Below are 17,099 nucleotides of genomic sequence, written 5' to 3' on the forward strand. Positions count from 1 at the left end.
TTGCAGACCCTGGTGAGGCGCAATCGTCTTTTGTTAAAAGAATGTGAATAATTTTTTATTGTGCGGTCAGTATAGAAGTGAGTTTTTGCGCTACAATCAAAACATGCCTGGATGTGCACTAAGTGCACAACGTTGTTTTAACTGTAGATTTGTCAATAAATATGAAAAGTGACGACGGTACCGAATACAAAACCGTGCGCGGGTTAACGCGCGGACTAATGTTATTAAATATGTTAAATCGTCTCGACGGCGGGGCCAGCGTTGGCCTGCTGGCAGAGCTGAGCGGCCTGCACCGCACCACGGTCAGGCGACTACTGGAAACCCTGCAGGATGAGGGTTACGTCCGGCGCAGTCTGTCCGATGACAGCTTTCGCTTAACCATTAAGGTCCGTCAGCTCAGTGAGGGATTTCGTGACGAGCAGTGGATTTCTGCGCTCGCCGCCCCGCTGTTGGGAGATTTGCTGCGCGAGGTCATCTGGCCGACCGACGTTTCCACGCTGGATGTGGACGCGATGGTGGTGCGTGAAACCACCCATCGCTTCAGCCGCCTGTCGTTTCATCGGGCGATGGTCGGGCGTCGTTTGCCGCTGCTGAAAACCGCATCCGGCCTGACCTGGCTGGCATTTAGCCCGGAGAATGAACGTCAGGAACTGATTGAAATGCTGGCTTCACGACCGGGAGATGAGTTCCAGTTGGCGCGCGAACCGCTGAAGCTCGACGCCATTTTGAGCCGTGCGCGCAAAGACGGTTTTGGCCAGAACTTTCGCGGTTGGGATCAGGAGGAGAAAATCGCCTCCATCGCCGTCCCCATTCGCAGTGAACAGCGGGTGATCGGCTGCCTGAATCTGGTGTATATGGCCAGCGCCATGACCATCGAACAGGCCGCGGAAAAACATCTTCCGGCCTTACAAAAGGTGGCGAAACAGATAGAAGATGGCGTTGAGTCGCAGGAGATTTTGGTTGCCGGGAGGTGAGATGGATCACAGTTAAGCGGATCATCTGATTAATAGCTGAGATAACTCACTCACCGACCGATATAACACTGTGGCGTCTTGCCCTAAATATATCTTCATCACATAGTGTGCATTCGTTTTCTGCCAGGAGGCTGCATGTTAAAGGTCATTGCCGAAGATTTCATCAAACCTGAGTATATTGAAACCGTTCGCCCTTGGTACCGTGAGCTAATATCGGCGACGAAGAAAGAACCGCAATGCATTGCTTATGACCTCTATATTGATGAAAAAGATCCGGGGCATTTTATTTTTATCGAAGAATGGCCAAACCACGCGGCTCTCGATGAACATTGTGCCAGTGAGCATTTCCGGCGACTTGTGCCGTTAATCGATCAATACACGCGCCAGGAAGCACGTTACATACTGATGGATGACGTGGTAATTCCAGGTGCCTCGTCAAAATAAAAAAACAGAATGGAATTTGCTATTTGGCTCAAATGGATATTCCCTTCTGACAAAAATACGCATAAAAAAACCGAAACCCCGCTTCTGAAAAGAGCAGGATTTCGGTTTTCATTCACTCTGAAGGGTTTCAGACCTTAAGCAGTTTCACCGTCTCGTCGATATCGATTTCATCTTCCGAGAAGATCAGCGTCGTGCCTTGGAAGGTGGTGATGGCCAGCTTTTTCAGCGTGCGCATTTCACCAGGCTTCACGTCTGATTTCGGTCGGATGCTGTTCATCAGCACACCAACGGACAGCACCGCATTTTCTTTGTCGATACGAGTCTCAGCAGGGACTTCTTCGCTGTAGACCAGGTAAGACTTGATCGCCGTGAGCTTCAGACGCTCGCCCGCGATATAGATGTATTTGCTGTCGGGTATGACTTTTACCGCGTAGGCAGATAAGCCTTTGTTGTTGGTGGTAGGCTCAAAGGTCACCGCCGCGTCTTTCTTGATCAGCTCAGGATTAGCAACCTTAATCACATGAAAATAGCGGTTGTCGCCGTTTTCATCTTTGATAAATCCAAAGCCTTTATCTTTAAACCACGTTGTGATTGTTCCGTTCATTGCTGTTTCCGCCTGATTAAACCTATTACTTGTAGAGTATACCTACTCAATTTGCGCGCAGTGTAAAACACAGGCCATGTCTTTGGCTACTCGTTACCCCAACGATTGAGGAACTCCGCGATATCATCGATACGCTGTGCGTCGACTCCGGCCTCGGTTGCCATCTCCTGCTGCGCTTCTTCGCTGATCTCTTCATTGTTCATCAAACGAGTGATCAACTGCTGGAAGTAGTGTGCCAGTGCGTCGCGTTCTGTATCGCTCACCGGCTTTGCCGCTTCAGTCGCGTATTCGTCGGCGATATCATAAAATTTTAGCGGAATGTCGTTGTTCATCGGGTGCTCCGGGGTAAATGCGTGTGCCAGCAGTTGCCTGCCGCGTCTGGTGTGAATGATAGCATTCTTATTTCATGGTTCGCGATCTGTTTTATTGGCTGCAATACGTTGCATATAAACACTATTTTCTGGAGTCGCTTCGTATTTAATAAATCAGCCCTTATTTAAATGACGTTTTTTTCAGTACGAGATAATGGCTGCGAATTAAATAAAGAGTCGCAAAGGAAATATTCAATTACTTTAATTCTAATTACATTATCGATCTCTGCCATCTGCTATTGGCCCAATTTCATCGCTAGTCGCCCATTTGCCCACATTCATCTTCTGGGTAACAGTCTACGATGACACCACTGACCCAACATGTGGAGCAAACACCATGAACATCACGCAAATCCGTAACGCCACACAGCGCATCACCTTTGGCGGTAAAACCTTTCTGATCGATCCAATGCTGGCGGCAAAAGGGACTTATCCGGGCTTTACCGGAACGGCACGCGCCGAGATCCGCAACCCGACTGTGGAACTGCCCGTTGATGTCGACACCCTGCTCAACGTCGATGCGCTGATCGTGACCCATCTGCATGAAGATCATTGGGATGAGGCTGCTGCTCGTATCGTACCGAAAGACAAACCGATCTATGTACAAAATGAGCAGGATAAGCAGGTGCTGCGAAAGCAGGGTTTCACGCAACTGACCGTACTGGCACACAGCACCACGCTCGGCGACATCACCCTGCGTAAAACCGGCGGCCAGCACGGTTCGGATCGCGCTTACGCCATCCCGCAAATGGCGGAGCGTCTGGGTGATGCCTGCGGGGTTATCTTCCAGCATCCGGCGGAAAAAACGCTGTATCTGGTCGGGGACACTCTCTGGCGCGACGAGGTGGAAACCAACATGCGGACGTTCCTGCCTGGCGTGGTTATTTTGAACGCAGGTTTTGCCCACGTTATCGGGTTTGGCCCAATCATCATGGGCGCAGAAGATGTGCTAAAAACCCACTTCACGCTGCCAGAAGCACAAATTGTGGCGACCCACATGGAGGCAATTAACCACTGTCTTCTGACTCGCGCGGCTCTAAAAGAGTACGCCCACGATAACCAGATTGCGCAATTTGTTAACGTACCGGAAGATGGCGAAACCCTGACGTTTTAATATCCACAAAGGAATCGTATGCAACCGCTTAACGTCGCCATTGTTGCCGTGGAAGATTTCAGCCCGTTTCACTTCTCGGTGCCGTGCATCATTTTCAGTGACAAAGTAGCGGCGAAGAAACGCTTCGAGGTGCAACTTTGCGCCGAACAGCCTGGTATCGTTTCCTCGCAGGATGGCTTTTCCATTACCGCAGCTCACGGCTATGAAGCAGTGGAGGCCGCCGACATCGTGGTGCTCCCCTACTGGGGCACCACGGCACATCGTCCACCACAAAGCCTGCTTGATGCGCTCAACCATGCGCGACAAAACGGCGCACAGATTGTCGGGCTATGTCTGGGGGCATTTGTCCTCGGCTATGCCGGTCTGCTCGATGGCAAACGGGCGGCTACGCATTGGGAGTTCGAGCAAGATTTTCAGGCGCGCTTCCCGGCAGCCCATCTGGATATTAACGCGCTGTACGTGGATGACGACGGCATAATTACCTCGGCAGGCACCGCCGCCGCGCTGGATTGCTGTCTGTACGTCATCCGTCAGCGTTTTGGCAGCACGGCGGCGAATCAGATTGCCCGACGGATGATTGTGCCGCCGCATCGTGAGGGCGGCCAGGCACAGTTTATCGAGCAACCCGTGGCGAAAAATACCCAGGATCAGCGCATCAACGTCCTGCTCGACTATTTGCGCCAGCATCTCCACGAACCGCATAATCTCGACGAGCTGGCGCAGCGGGTGATGATGAGCCGTCGCACTTTAACCCGTCATTTTATGAAGGCCACCGGGTCAAGCGTGGCCGAATGGTTGATTGCCGAGCGTCTGCGCCGTAGTCAGATACTGCTGGAGTCCAGCCAGTTACCCGTTGAACGCATCGCCGAACAGGTCGGTTTCCAGTCGCCCATCACCTGGCGGCAGCATTTTAAATCCCACTTTGGCGTTAGCCCGGCTGAATGGCGTAAAACCTTTCGCGGCGATTAGCCACGTTTTTGCGCCAGCCAGATGGTATGCCCGGCGCAGTGCGGATCTTCCATCACCATCTCTACCACCACAAAACCGTGCTCTGACAGCAATGCGCGGTATTCATCCGGTGCGAGGCTGGCGTGAAACAGCGGTTCGCCCTCAAATTGCCCCATCGCGATACCGTTTTCCGTCCCGCTGGTAAACATCAGCGCGCTGCCGGGACGGCTGAGTCGGTCAAAAATCGGGAACATCTTTTGCTGATCCTGCTGAGTTAAATGGAAAAAACTGTCCCAGGCGATCAGACCATCGAAAGTCTCGTTAAGTCCCAGCTCGCGCATATCCTGCTCCAGCCAGCGCTGTGCGGGAAAAGAGTGCCGGGCCCGCGCCAGCATCGCCGCAGAACCATCAATTCCCGTAAGCTGAAAGCCTTGCTGAATAAAATAACCAGCAATCGGCTGACCGTTGCCGCAGCCAATATCCACAATGCAGCCCTGTCCGCCCATCACGGTGATGAACTTATCCAGCCAGCTTTTCTCGAACAGTGCGCGTGAACGCTGGCTGGCAAAGGCCTCCGTATGACGTTGGTAGATGGACAGAATGTTGTTTGCCGCAGAGTCGCTCACGATGTCCTCACTTTTTTATTCTGTTAAGCATCACGACGATAAATCCTCCAGCACACGATCCGCAACCCTGGAATGCGCCTCGCAGAACCAATGCGCAAATACCCCAAAACCGTCCCGCTGTGGCATCATAGCGCGCAGATAACGTCATGACAGGGGTGATAAACGTGAAACCGGTAACGCTATACGATGTGGCAGACCATGCAGGAGTCTCTTACCAGACCGTCTCGCGCGTCGTGAATCAGGCCAGCCACGTTTCCGCAAAAACCCGACAGAAAGTTGAGGCCGCGATGGCGGAGCTCAATTACATCCCCAACCGTGTCGCACAGCAGCTGGCGGGCAAACAGACGCCGCTGATTGGCGTCGTGACGGCGAACCTTGCCCTGCACGCCCCCTCGCAAATCGTTGCCGCCATAAAATCCCGCGCCGACCAGTCCGGGGCCAGCGTGGTGATCGCCATGGTCGAACGTAGCGGCGTTGAGGCATGTAAAGCCGCAGTCCACAACCTGCTTTCTCAACGCGTAACCGGGCTTATCATCAACTACCCGCTCGATGAAGAAGACGCCATTGCCGTGGCTGCCGCCTGCGGTACGGTGCCGGTGCTGTTTCTCGATGTCTCAGATCAGACGCCAATTAACAGCGTGATTTTCTCCCATGACGACGGCGCACGTCTCGGCGTTGAACATCTGGTGCAGCATGGGCATCAGCGTATCGCCCTGCTGAGCGGGCCACACACTTCGGTTTCGGCAAGGCTTCGCCATGCGGGGTGGCATAAATATCTGGCGCACTACCAGCTGCAACCCACCGCGGAGCTGGAAGGCGACTGGAGCGCGATGTCAGGTTTTCAGCAAACGCTGCATATGCTTAATGGTGGTAATCTCCCCACCGCCATGCTGGTCGCTAACGATCAAATGGCGCTAGGCGCGATGCGGGCAATCAGCGAGTTCGGTCTGCGGGTGGCGGTTGATATCTCGGTGATTGGCTACGATGACACCGAAGACAGCGCCTGCTACATCCCACCACTGACCACCATCAGGCAGGATTTTCCGTTACTGGGTGAAACCAGCGTCGACAGACTGCTGCAACTTCCCCGTGGGACCTCAAGCGTGGGCAACCAACTGCTGCCCGTAACCCTGGTTAAGCGCAATACGGTTCTGCCTCCCGATACGCAAACCCTCTCACCCCAGGTGCTGGCCGACTCACTGATCCAGCTAGCGCGGCAAGTTTCGCAGCTCACACCTAAATTGTGAACGCATAACAATTGTGTGAGTCAGTTCACTCATTGAGCGCCCCGTCCTTTACAGTTGGGATCGCTTATTCGTATTTTGATTGAAATTGTGAGCGAATAACAAATTCAAACAGGATACCGTTATGAACCTGAACACAGATTCACTCTCCGCTGTACTGGCCCGCCGTGACTGGGAAAATCCCGGCGTCACGCAGCTCAACCGCCTGGAGGCGCACCCGCCGTTTTGTAGCTGGCGCTCAGCGGATGATGCGCGCACCAATCAGCGATCAACTCAGTTACGCTCGCTGAATGGTAAGTGGCTGTTCGCCTGGTTTTCCGCGCCTGAGGCCGTGCCGGAAAGCTGGCTGACAAGCGATCTGCCACAGGCTGATACTATCAACGTCCCCTCTAACTGGCAGATGGACGGTTACGACGCGCCAATTTATACCAACGTCACCTACCCGATCCCGGTTAACCCCCCGTACGTTCCAGCCCAGAATCCGACAGGATGTTACTCGCTCACATTCAGTATCGAAGACGCGTGGTTAGATGAAGGTCAGACGCGCATTATTTTTGACGGGGTGAATTCCGCGTTTCATCTGTGGTGCAATGGTCGCTGGGTTGGCTACGGTCAGGACAGCCGCCTGCCGTCTGAATTCGATCTTAGCGATTATCTGCTGCCAGGCGAAAACCGCCTGGCTGTGATGGTGCTGCGCTGGAGCGACGGCAGTTATCTGGAAGACCAGGACATGTGGCGCATGAGCGGGATCTTTCGCGATGTATCTTTGCTGCATAAGCCCACTACGCAAATCCGCGACCTGCGCATTAACACCCGTTTTAACGACGATTTCAGCCGCGCCACGCTGGAAACAGAAGTCAGAGTGGCGGACAACGAGAGCGAAGATTTACGCGTCACCCTGCAATTGTGGGACGGTGAAACGCTCACTCACGAAACGACTTCCCCGCTCGGCAGCGAAATTATTGATGAACGCGGCGCTTATCATGATCGGGTTACCCTGCGTCTGAACGTCGAAAACCCGGCGCTGTGGAGTGCCGAAACGCCTAATCTGTACCGCGCTGTGGTCCAGTTACGTACCGCTGACGGAGTGCTGATTGAAGCGGAAGCCTGTGATGTCGGCTTTCGTCAGGTTCGTATTGAAAACGGCCTGCTGTTACTCAACGGTAAGCCGCTGTTGATTCGCGGCACCAACCGTCATGAGCACCATCCGGTCAATGGTCAGGTGATGGACGAGGCGACGATGGTGCAGGATATTCTGCTGATGAAGCAGAACAACTTTAACGCCGTGCGCTGCTCCCATTACCCGAACCATCCATTGTGGTACACCCTGTGCGATCGCTACGGCCTGTATGTGGTCGACGAAGCCAACATTGAAACCCACGGCATGGTGCCGATGAATCGCCTCACCGACGATCCCGCATGGCTGCCAGCCATGAGCCATCGCGTCACGCGCATGGTGCAACGCGATCGCAACCACCCGAGCATCATCATCTGGTCACTGGGCAATGAATCCGGGCATGGCGCCAACCATGACGCGCTCTACCGCTGGATAAAATCAGAAGATCCGTCCCGCCCGGTACAGTATGAAGGCGGCGGCGCAAATACCACGGCGACCGACATTATTTGCCCGATGTACGCCCGCGTCGATCAGGATCAGCCCTTCCCCGCGGTACCCAAATGGTCGATTAAAAAGTGGCTGTCGATGCCCGGCGAGCAGCGTCCGCTGATCCTCTGCGAATACGCCCACGCCATGGGCAACAGTTTTGGCGGCTTCGCCAAATACTGGCAAGCGTTCCGTCAATTTCCGCGCCTACAGGGCGGGTTTGTCTGGGACTGGGTAGATCAGTCGCTGATTAAATATGATGAGAACGGCAAGGCATGGTCTGCCTACGGTGGTGATTTTGGCGACACGCCTAACGATCGTCAGTTTTGCATGAACGGCCTGGTGTTCGCCGATCGCACCCCGCATCCGGCATTATACGAGGCCAAACATGTGCAGCAGTTTTTCCAGTTTAGGCTGCTGCCGGGACCCAAACGCCAGATTGAAATAACCAGCGAATATCTGTTCCGCCACAGCGATAACGAAGTTCTGCACTGGTCGATTGCCCAGGATGGCAACCCGCTGGCCGCCGGAGAAATCGTGCTGGATATCGCCCCACAGAGTCGCCAGGTGATTACCCTGCCAGATGTCCCGCTACCGGAAACCGCCGGCCAGTTATGGCTAACGGTACGCGTAGAGCAACCTCAGGCCACCGCATGGTCAGACGCCGGGCACATTAGCGCCTGGCAGCAATGGAAGCTGGAAGAGAAACTCAGCCTGGCGCCACGGCCAACTGCCCGTACCGCACCACTGCTGAACGTGAGCGAAAACACCTTTACTGTTGAGATCAACGACAAGCGCTGGCAATTCGACCGTCAGTCTGGCCTGCTGACACAGTACTGGATTGGCGACGCAGCCCAGCTGTTAACCCCGCTTACTGACCAGTTCACCCGCGCGCCGCTGGACAACGACATCGGCGTGAGCGAGTCAACCCGCATCGACCCTAACGCCTGGGTCGAACGCTGGAAAGCCGCCGGTCATTATCTGGTCGAAGCAACGTTACTGCACTGTGCTGCCGACACGCTAAGCAATGCGGTACTGATCGCCACCGAACATGCGTGGCAGTATCAGGGCGAAACGCTGTTCGTCAGCCGAAAAAGCTACCGTATTGACGGCAATGGTGAGATGCAGATAACGGTGGATGTCGACGTCGCCAGCGGCACGCCACATCCGGCCCGCATCGGCCTGAGCTGCCAGCTGGCGCAGGTCGCTGAGCGCGTGAACTGGTTAGGTCTCGGCCCACATGAGAACTACCCGGATCGTCTGAGCGCCGCCTGTTTTGATCGTTGGGATTTGTCGCTTGATGAGATGTACACCCCGTATGTTTTCCCTGGCGAAAACGGTCTACGCTGCAACACGCGTGAGCTACGCTACGGCGCGCATCAATGGCGAGGGGACTTCCTGTTCAACATCAGCCGCTTTAGCCAGAAGCAACTGATGGAAACCAGCCACCGCCATCTACTGCAACCGGAGGCTGGTACCTGGGTCAATATTGATGGCTTCCATATGGGCGTGGGCGGTGACGACTCCTGGAGTCCTTCCGTTTCACCAGAGTTCCTGCTGAGTGCCGGACGCTACCACTACCAGCTGGTCTGGGGTCAAAAATAATAATAATCGGGCAGGTTCCCCCCTGCCCGCATTCATCGTAAGGAAGTCCATTATGTATTATTTGAAAAACACTAACTTTTGGATGTTCGGCTTCTTCTTTTTCTTTTACTTTTTCATTATGGGTGCCTATTTCCCCTTCTTCCCTATCTGGTTACACGATGTAAACCATATCAGTAAAGGTGACACCGGGATCATTTTCGCCTGTATTTCACTATTTTCGTTATTATTCCAGCCTGTTTTCGGACTGCTTTCCGATAAGCTTGGCCTGCGTAAACACCTGCTGTGGGTAATTACCGGAATGCTGGTAATGTTTGCCCCATTCTTTATTTACGTCTTTGGCCCGTTATTACAGGTTAATATTTTACTGGGTTCGATTGTCGGCGGGATTTACCTTGGCTTTATCTACAATGCCGGCGCCCCGGCGATTGAAGCCTATATTGAAAAAGCCAGCCGCCGAAGCAATTTTGAATTTGGTCGCGCGCGCATGTTTGGCTGCGTGGGCTGGGCGCTGTGCGCCTCAATTGCCGGGATTATGTTCACCATCAATAACCAGTTTGTCTTCTGGTTAGGTTCCGGCTGTGCGGTCATTCTGGCATTGCTGCTGCTCTTTTCAAAAACAGAGGTCCCCTCTTCTGCAAAAGTTGCGGATGCGGTAGGCGCCAACAACTCGGCATTCAGTCTGAAGCTGGCGCTGGAGTTATTTAAACAACCGAAACTCTGGTTCCTCTCCCTGTACGTGGTCGGCGTTTCCTGTACGTATGATGTGTTTGACCAGCAGTTCGCCAACTTCTTTACCTCGTTCTTTGCCACCGGCGAACAGGGTACCCGTGTGTTTGGCTACGTCACAACCATGGGGGAATTACTTAATGCCTCTATCATGTTCTTTGCGCCGCTGATTGTGAACCGCATTGGCGGAAAGAACGCCCTGCTGCTGGCCGGTACGATAATGTCGGTGCGGATCATCGGCTCCTCCTTCGCTACCTCTGCGCTGGAGGTCGTCATTCTCAAAACGCTGCATATGTTTGAAATACCGTTCCTGATCGTCGGTTGCTTCAAATACATCACCAGTCAGTTTGAAGTGCGCTTCTCGGCCACAATTTACCTGGTGTGCTTCTGTTTCTTCAAACAGTTAGCAATGATTTTCATGTCAGTTCTGGCCGGAAAAATGTATGAGAGTATTGGTTTCCAGGGGGCGTATCTGGTGCTGGGGATAATTGCGCTAAGCTTCACGTTGATTTCCGTATTTACCCTAAGTGGACCGGGGCCGTTTTCTCTGCTGCGTCGTCGCGAAAGCGTCACGCTGTAAAAGCCTCTTTGCCGGATGCACCACTCACGTGGTTTATCCGGCCTACGATGTGCCATCCTCACACGATGAGTCCTGACCTGGTGGTTTAAGTTCCGAGGACAACACGCCGCTTTTTTATCGTTATGGTAAAACGGGGCGAGAAGCCAGGTCATAGCATGAGCAAAAAGACGGTTGCGGTAACAACGCTCTTTATCAGCGTATTACTTACAGGATGTGGCAGCATTGATGCGCGCACGGCAGGCGAGGATTCAGATACGTATTACGTGGGAATGCGCCATGATATTGATAAACTAAAAAACCCGGGCGCTTACGATTATAACTATTTCGATTTAGCGCTGTTATTTGTTGATGTGCCGTTATCGTTCGTGGCCGATACGGTTTATGCGCCGTTTGATTACTATCACGGGCCGTATAAGAAAGTTGATTAGAACGTAGGCCCGGTAAGCATTGCGCCACCGGGCATCACACGACGTTACTCCTCGATCGCCTGACGGATTTGCTGCAACGATGCGGGATTGTCAATGGTCGTTAGATCGCCAGGATCGCGGCCTTCGCAGATCGCCTGAATCGTCCGTCTGAGCATTTTGCCGGAGCGTGTTTTCGGCAGTTGCGACACAAACCAGACGTGCGCCGGACGACCAAAATTACCAATTTGACTGTCCACCAGCGCCATAATCGCCTTCTCTTCCGAATGGGCAATGTCGCTGTCTTCCAGACTGTCGCTCTGTTTTGGAATAACAAACGCGACCGCCACCTGCCCTTTCAGCGCATCCTTCACGCCAACTACCGCCACTTCGGCGACGTTTGGATAGCTGGAAATACTCTCCTCTATCTCGCGCGTCCCCAGCCGGTGTCCGGCCACGTTGATCACGTCATCCGTACGGCCCAGAATGAAGTAATAGCCATCGGCATCGCGAATGCCCCAGTCAAAGGTGGCGTACACCTGGCGGGAAAACAGCGACCAGTAGGTATTCACAAACCGCGCGTCATCCCCCCAGATAGTCTGAATACAGCCCGGCGGCAGCGGCCCTTCAATCACCAGCATCCCCTTCTCGTTCGCCGCACAAGGTTCACCGGTCACCTCATTGAGCAACTGCACGTTATAGCCGTACATCGGCACGCCAGGACTGCCCAGCCGCGACGGTCGGTCGTCCAGCCCGCGGGCGATAGCCATAATCGGCCAGCCGGATTCAGTCTGCCAGTAGTTGTCGATAACCGGGACGCCCAGCGTTTCCGTTACCCAACTGGCGGTCGGTTCATCCAGCGGCTCACCCGCCAGATACAGCACCTCCAGCGAGGAGAGATCGTGATTGCGGATTTGCGCGGTTGGGAATTTTTTCAGCACGCGGATGGCGGTCGGGGCCGAGAACATCCGGCTGACCTGATACTTCTCAACAATTTTCCACCATACGCCGCAGTCCGGATACGTTGGCAGCCCTTCGTAAACCACCGTCGCCATCCCTGCCAGCAGCGGGGCATACACGATATAGGAATGCCCAACCACCCAGCCGATATCCGACGCGCAGAAAAACACGCCGCCCGCTTTGCCGCCGAAAATGGTGTCCATCGAGGTCGCCAGCGCGACCGCATAGCCACCAACGTCGCGCTGAACGCCTTTCGGTTTACCGGTTGTCCCGGAGGTGTAGAGAATGCAGGACGTTTCGTTCGACTCCAGCCACACAACCGGCACCCGTGCGCCGAGATGCTGTTGGCGTAGCGCGGCAAAGTCGAGGTCACGCCCCTCCACCCGCGCCATTTTCGCCAGACCGCGGTCGACCAGCACCACATGACGCGGCTGATGCTGAGCCTGATCGATCGCATCATCGAGTAGCTTTTTATAGGGCAGGATCTTGCCGCCGCGCGCCCCGGCATCCGCCGAAACGATAACCACCGGTCGGGCGTCATCGATGCGCGCCGCCACGCTGTGCGAAGCAAAACCACCGAACACCACCGAATGGATCGCCCCAATGCGCGCGCAGGCCAGCAGCGTAATGTGCGCTTCGGCGATCATCGGCATATAAACCAGTACCCGATCCCCGCGCTGTACGCCGAGCGACAACAGCATCGCTGCCACAATATTCACTTCGTCATACAACTGACGAAAGGTAAACGTGCGTTCTTCTTCGGTTTCTGATGACACCGCAATCAGCGCCAGCGCCTCGGGCTGTTTCTCCAGCCAGCGGTCGATGGCGTTATGGCACAGATTGGTCGTCCCGCCGCAAAACCAGCGGGCAAACGGCGGATTGCTGTGGTCCAGTACCTGCGTATACGGCTGCTGCCAGTCAATACGCTGGGCCTGCTCGGCCCAGAACGACACCGGCTGCGTAATAGAACGTTGATAAAACTCGCTATAAGACATAATGCTCTCCTGTTGAACTTACGCCTGATGAGTCGGGTTTCAGATAACAAACAAATCCATATACTCATTGACCGGCATCTGCTCCAGGCGAGTTCTGTCCAGGGAGACATCCAGAATGCGCTGCTGCTGACGGGTCGGGAACTGACGCGCCAGGTTGATTTTGAACTTCTCGACCAGCTTCGGCATCCCGTCGTTACGACGGCGCGCGTGGCCGATTGGGTACTCCACCACCACTTCTTCAAAACGTGAGCCGTCGGTGAATTCCAGGGTGATGGCATTCGCGATGGCGCGTTTTTCAGGATCGTGGTAATCGGCTGTAAAGGCCGGATCTTCAAAGCAGTTGATCTTCTCGCGCAGGGCATCAATGCGTTTGTCCTGCGCCACGCCGTCTTCGTAATCTGCCGCGGTTAAACGCCCGAACAGCAGCGGAATGGCGACCATATACTGGATGCAGTGATCGCGATCCGCCGGGTTATTCAGCGGGCCTTTTTTATCGATGATGCGGATACAGGCTTCGTGCGTACGAATGGTCACTTTTTCGATATCCGCCGCCGTTTTCTCGGCAGCCTGTAGCTGCTCGTACAGCGTCATCGCCGCCTCTACCGCAGTCTGCGAGTGGAACTCGGCCGGGAAGGAGATTTTAAACAGCACGTTTTCCATCACATAAGAGCCGTACGGGCGCTGGAAGCGGAACGATTCGCCTTTGAAAGAGACGTCATAAAAGCCCCAGGTTTTCGCCGTCAGCGCAGACGGATACCCCATCTCACCGGTTTTCGCCATCAGTGCCAGACGTACCGCGCGCGAAGTTGCATCGCCAGCTGCCCAGGATTTACGCGTGCCGGTATTTGGCGCATGGCGATAGGTACGCAGCGACTGCCCGTCAACCCACGCCAGCGACACGGCGTTGAGGATTTCATCCCGGTTCAGGCCAAGCATCTCGGCGACCACCGCCGTGGAGGCCACTTTGACCAGCAGGACGTGATCGAGACCGACGCGGTTAAAAGAGTTTTCCAGCGCGATGCAGCCCTGAATTTCATGGGCTTTAATCATTCCGGTGAGCACTTTTTTCATGGTTAACGGCGCTTTCCCCACCGCTACCGCATTGCGTGACAGCCAGTCAGCCGTGGCCAGAATGCCGCCGAGGTTATCGGAAGGATGCCCCCATTCCGCGGCCAGCCAGGTATCGTTAAAGTCCAGCCAGCGGATCATCGCGCCGATGTTAAACGCCGCCTGCACCGGATCGAGCTGGAACTGGGTGCCCGGAACGCGCACGCCGTTCGGCACCACAGTCCCTGGGACTACCGGCCCCAGCAGTTTTTTACAGGCCGGATATTCCAGCGCTTCCAGGCCGCAGCCTAAGGTATCAAGCAGGCAATAATGCGCGGTGTCATACGCTACCGTCGAAGTGATCTCGTAATTCATGACGTAATCAACGATATCAACGATTTCACGGTCAAATTCCGGGCGGACGTTCGAAATATGTGCAGACATAACAAGGGTTCCTGTTTTTATATTTAGAGGTTTTGCATTAGCAACGCTGATCTATCGCGACAAAGACACGATCTTCCGGGCCGGTGTAGTTGGCGGAAGGACGGATAATTTTGTTGTCCTGGCGCTGTTCGATGATGTGCGCCGCCCAGCCGGTGACGCGGGCGATGACAAACAGCGGTGTGAACATTTCGGTCGGGACGCCCATCATGTTGTAGGAGACTGCCGAGAACCAGTCGAGGTTGGGGAACATCTTTTTCGTTTCCCACATCACGTCTTCCAGACGGTCGGCGATGTTGTACATTTTCAGCGAACCGCCTTCCTGAGAAAGCTGTTTCGCCACGCGCTTTATCACCTGATGGCGCGGGTCGGCGATGGTGTAAACCGGATGACCAAAGCCAATCACCACTTCTTTGTTTTCAACGCGTTTACGGATATCCGCTTCCGCTTCGTCTGGCGTTTCGTAGCGCTGTTGGATCTCCAGCGATACTTCATTCGCCCCGCCGTGTTTTGGACCACGCAGTGCGCCAATCGCGCCGATAATCGCGGAATACATATCGGATCCGGTCCCTGCAATCACGCGGCTGGTGAAGGTGGAGGCGTTGAATTCGTGTTCGGCGTACAGCACCAGCGAAATATGCATCGCTTTTTCCCAGCTTCGCGACGGCTTTTCGCCATGCAGCAGATGCAGGAAGTGTCCACCAATGGAATCATCGTCAGTTTCCGGCTGAATACGCTCGCCGTTATGGCTGTAGTGATACCAGTACAGGAGAATAGAACTGAGCGATGCCAGCAGCTTATCGGCAATATCGCGTGCACCGGAGACGGTATGCCCTTCTTTTTCCGGCAACGTACAGCCCAGCGCGGAGACGCCGGTGCGCATCACGTCCATCGGGTGCGAGGCAGCAGGCAGCGCTTCCAGAACGGTACGCACGTTTGCGGGCAGCCCGCGCAGCGCTTTTAATTTGCTTTTATAGGCGGTGAGCTCATCACGGGTGGGCAATTTCCCGTGGATCAGCAGGTGCGCGACTTCTTCAAATTCGCACTGCTGCGCCAGGTCGAGAATATCGTAGCCGCGATAGTGCAGGTCGTTACCGCTTTTGCCTACGGTACACAGCGCGGTATTTCCGGCGGCGACGCCTGACAGCGCAACCGATTTTTTAGGTTTAATGACATGGGTACTATTTTGCAGGATCGTTGTGTCGCTCATGTTGTCCTCGTCATTTTTATAATATGTAGGGTACAAATTTATTGCCGGATGGCGACTACGCCTTATCCGGCCTACGACGGTTACTTCTTGGTATACAACGCGTCGAGTTTCTCTTCGAACTGGTAGTAATTGATGCTTTCGTACAGCTCGTTGCGCGTCTGCATAATGTCGATAACGCTCTTTTGCGTTCCTTCCTGGCGCAGCACGTTGTAAACCTTTTCCGCAGCGCGGTTCATGGCGCGGAAGGCCGAGAGTGGATACAGCGCCATCGCGACGTTCGCGCTGCGCAGTTCATCAGTGGTGAACAGTGGCGTAGCACCAAATTCGGTAATGTTGGCGAGGATCGGCACCTGTACCGCATCAGCAAACTGACGGTACATGGCAAGCTCGGTAATGGCTTCCGGGAACAACATATCCGCGCCTGCTTCGACGTACGCCTGGGCACGATCGATGGCGGCCTCTAACCCTTCCACCGCCAATGCATCGGTCCGCGCCATGATCACAAAGTTGGGATCGGTACGCGCATCCACGGCGGCGCGGATCCTGTCGACCATCTCTTCTTTCGAGACGATCGCCTTGTTCGGGCGATGGCCGCAGCGTTTGGCGCCGATCTGATCTTCAATATGCAGCGCGGCGGCACCGGCTTTGGAAATCGACTTCACGGTCCGCGCCACGTTGAAGGCTGACGATCCAAAACCGATATCCGCATCCACCAGCAATGGCAGCGGGCAAACATCAGTAATACGGCGAATATCGGTTAGCACATCATCAAGGGTAGAAATACCAAGATCCGGCAGACCCAGAGACCCAGCCGCGACGCCGCCGCCGGAGAGATAAATCGCTTGATATCCGGCGCGTTGGGCCAGCAGAGCGTGGTTGGCGTTGATGGTGCCAACGATTTGTAATGGGTTTTCTTTGCTGAGCGCGGCGCGAAACGCCTGCCCTAGGGAGTGTAGAGACATATCCCGTCCTTTGTTATCAACTTGTTATCGTTCGTTGATTTATTTAAAGCAAGGGGTATGCCAAAGACCTTAATTTTTAATTAATTTATATATTTACCTTTAAAAACAATATATTAAATTAAATCCTTGTATCTTTGTTGCACAAAAGCGTGTCAGCTATCGTTTCATGAAACGTTCCTTCACGTTTCATTGCAACATTCATGAAACACAACTAAACCCTAATACTCGGTGCCTTACTTTT

At 54.3% G+C, this 17,099-nt stretch carries 15 protein-coding genes; 8 read left to right on the forward strand and 7 right to left on the reverse strand.

The genetic code is table 11. The features are described from left to right. Positions 1–161 precede the first annotated feature (161 nt). Together OGV65_RS05020 and OGV65_RS05025 are read left to right on the forward strand one after the other, a co-directional pair. Complete coding sequence (locus OGV65_RS05020; RefSeq protein WP_046275638.1) at positions 162–974, forward strand: DNA-binding transcriptional regulator; 813 nt, start codon at positions 162–164, stop codon at positions 972–974. Between the two features lie 135 nt (positions 975–1,109). After that, on the forward strand, positions 1,110–1,418 hold the full coding sequence (locus OGV65_RS05025) for a putative quinol monooxygenase (RefSeq protein WP_047497877.1): 309 nt from the start codon (positions 1,110–1,112) through the stop codon (positions 1,416–1,418). Between the two features lie 127 nt (positions 1,419–1,545). Here OGV65_RS05025 and OGV65_RS05030 read toward each other — a convergent pair whose 3' ends face one another. Then, positions 1,546–2,022: a cold-shock protein gene (locus OGV65_RS05030; protein WP_016151966.1), complete on the reverse strand. Its 477-nt coding sequence runs from the start codon at positions 2,020–2,022 to the stop codon at positions 1,546–1,548. Positions 2,023–2,108: 86 nt separating this feature from the next. Beyond that, positions 2,109–2,354 carry a YmjA family protein gene (locus OGV65_RS05035; RefSeq protein WP_016151965.1) on the reverse strand — a complete coding sequence of 82 codons (246 nt, stop codon included), beginning with the start codon at positions 2,352–2,354 and terminating at the stop codon, positions 2,109–2,111. Positions 2,355–2,730: 376 nt separating this feature from the next. Here OGV65_RS05035 and OGV65_RS05040 point away from each other — a divergent pair, with 376 nt between their 5' ends. Then, on the forward strand, positions 2,731–3,507 hold the full coding sequence (locus OGV65_RS05040; RefSeq protein ID WP_047497880.1) for an MBL fold metallo-hydrolase: 777 nt from the start codon (positions 2,731–2,733) through the stop codon (positions 3,505–3,507). 18 nt (positions 3,508–3,525) lie between these two features. Next, entirely contained in the window at positions 3,526–4,476 is a 951-nt protein-coding gene (locus OGV65_RS05045; RefSeq protein ID WP_047497883.1) for a GlxA family transcriptional regulator, read from the forward strand. On the opposite strand, the gene OGV65_RS05050 is transcribed toward OGV65_RS05045, so the two are convergent. Next, complete coding sequence (locus tag OGV65_RS05050) at positions 4,473–5,081, reverse strand: class I SAM-dependent DNA methyltransferase (protein WP_047497885.1); 609 nt, start codon at positions 5,079–5,081, stop codon at positions 4,473–4,475. The genes OGV65_RS05045 and OGV65_RS05050 overlap by 4 nt on opposite strands. A gap of 164 nt (positions 5,082–5,245) precedes the next feature. Here OGV65_RS05050 and OGV65_RS05055 point away from each other — a divergent pair, with 164 nt between their 5' ends. The 4 genes from OGV65_RS05055 (at position 5,246) to OGV65_RS05070 (ending at position 11,267) form a co-directional block, all read left to right on the forward strand. Next, complete coding sequence (locus OGV65_RS05055; protein ID WP_047497888.1) at positions 5,246–6,328, forward strand: LacI family DNA-binding transcriptional regulator; 1,083 nt, start codon at positions 5,246–5,248, stop codon at positions 6,326–6,328. 121 nt (positions 6,329–6,449) lie between these two features. After that, a complete protein-coding gene (locus tag OGV65_RS05060; RefSeq protein WP_286454673.1) occupies positions 6,450–9,533 on the forward strand; it encodes a beta-galactosidase in 3,084 nt (1,027 codons plus the stop codon). A 52-nt stretch (positions 9,534–9,585) separates the two neighbouring features. Continuing rightward, complete coding sequence (locus OGV65_RS05065; RefSeq protein ID WP_016151951.1) at positions 9,586–10,839, forward strand: MFS transporter; 1,254 nt, start codon at positions 9,586–9,588, stop codon at positions 10,837–10,839. A 155-nt stretch (positions 10,840–10,994) separates the two neighbouring features. Next, entirely contained in the window at positions 10,995–11,267 is a 273-nt protein-coding gene (locus tag OGV65_RS05070) for a YceK/YidQ family lipoprotein (RefSeq protein WP_016151950.1), read from the forward strand. A gap of 44 nt (positions 11,268–11,311) precedes the next feature. On the opposite strand, the gene prpE is transcribed toward OGV65_RS05070, so the two are convergent. The 4 genes from prpE to prpB all read right to left on the reverse strand — a co-directional run bounded on the left by prpE (position 11,312) and on the right by prpB (position 16,858). Then, positions 11,312–13,198 carry a propionate--CoA ligase gene (gene prpE, locus OGV65_RS05075; RefSeq protein WP_286454674.1) on the reverse strand — a complete coding sequence of 629 codons (1,887 nt, stop codon included), beginning with the start codon at positions 13,196–13,198 and terminating at the stop codon, positions 11,312–11,314. Between the two features lie 39 nt (positions 13,199–13,237). Beyond that, positions 13,238–14,689 carry a bifunctional 2-methylcitrate dehydratase/aconitate hydratase gene (locus OGV65_RS05080; RefSeq protein ID WP_286454675.1) on the reverse strand — a complete coding sequence of 484 codons (1,452 nt, stop codon included), beginning with the start codon at positions 14,687–14,689 and terminating at the stop codon, positions 13,238–13,240. 37 nt (positions 14,690–14,726) lie between these two features. Continuing rightward, a complete protein-coding gene (gene prpC / locus OGV65_RS05085; protein WP_016151947.1) occupies positions 14,727–15,896 on the reverse strand; it encodes a bifunctional 2-methylcitrate synthase/citrate synthase in 1,170 nt (389 codons plus the stop codon). Between the two features lie 80 nt (positions 15,897–15,976). Beyond that, positions 15,977–16,858, reverse strand: coding sequence for a methylisocitrate lyase (gene prpB, locus OGV65_RS05090; RefSeq protein WP_286454677.1), 882 nt, complete (start codon positions 16,856–16,858; stop codon positions 15,977–15,979). Positions 16,859–17,099 lie beyond the last annotated feature (241 nt).

The organism is Citrobacter sp. Cb004 (assembly GCF_030337065.1).
Lineage (GTDB): Bacteria > Pseudomonadota > Gammaproteobacteria > Enterobacterales > Enterobacteriaceae > Citrobacter > Citrobacter braakii.

Coding starts and splice junctions, on each gene's coding strand:
- OGV65_RS05020 (WP_046275638.1), top strand. CDS start 162: ATGAAAAGTGACGACGGTACCGAATACAAAACCGTGCGCGGGTTAACG.
- OGV65_RS05025 (WP_047497877.1), top strand. CDS start 1,110: ATGTTAAAGGTCATTGCCGAAGATTTCATCAAACCTGAGTATATTGAA.
- OGV65_RS05030 (WP_016151966.1), bottom strand. CDS start 2,022: ATGAACGGAACAATCACAACGTGGTTTAAAGATAAAGGCTTTGGATTT.
- OGV65_RS05035 (WP_016151965.1), bottom strand. CDS start 2,354: ATGAACAACGACATTCCGCTAAAATTTTATGATATCGCCGACGAATAC.
- OGV65_RS05040 (WP_047497880.1), top strand. CDS start 2,731: ATGAACATCACGCAAATCCGTAACGCCACACAGCGCATCACCTTTGGC.
- OGV65_RS05045 (WP_047497883.1), top strand. CDS start 3,526: ATGCAACCGCTTAACGTCGCCATTGTTGCCGTGGAAGATTTCAGCCCG.
- OGV65_RS05060 (WP_286454673.1), top strand. CDS start 6,450: ATGAACCTGAACACAGATTCACTCTCCGCTGTACTGGCCCGCCGTGAC.
- OGV65_RS05065 (WP_016151951.1), top strand. CDS start 9,586: ATGTATTATTTGAAAAACACTAACTTTTGGATGTTCGGCTTCTTCTTT.
- OGV65_RS05070 (WP_016151950.1), top strand. CDS start 10,995: ATGAGCAAAAAGACGGTTGCGGTAACAACGCTCTTTATCAGCGTATTA.
- prpE (WP_286454674.1), bottom strand. CDS start 13,198: ATGTCTTATAGCGAGTTTTATCAACGTTCTATTACGCAGCCGGTGTCG.
- OGV65_RS05080 (WP_286454675.1), bottom strand. CDS start 14,689: ATGTCTGCACATATTTCGAACGTCCGCCCGGAATTTGACCGTGAAATC.
- prpC (WP_016151947.1), bottom strand. CDS start 15,896: ATGAGCGACACAACGATCCTGCAAAATAGTACCCATGTCATTAAACCT.
- prpB (WP_286454677.1), bottom strand. CDS start 16,858: ATGTCTCTACACTCCCTAGGGCAGGCGTTTCGCGCCGCGCTCAGCAAA.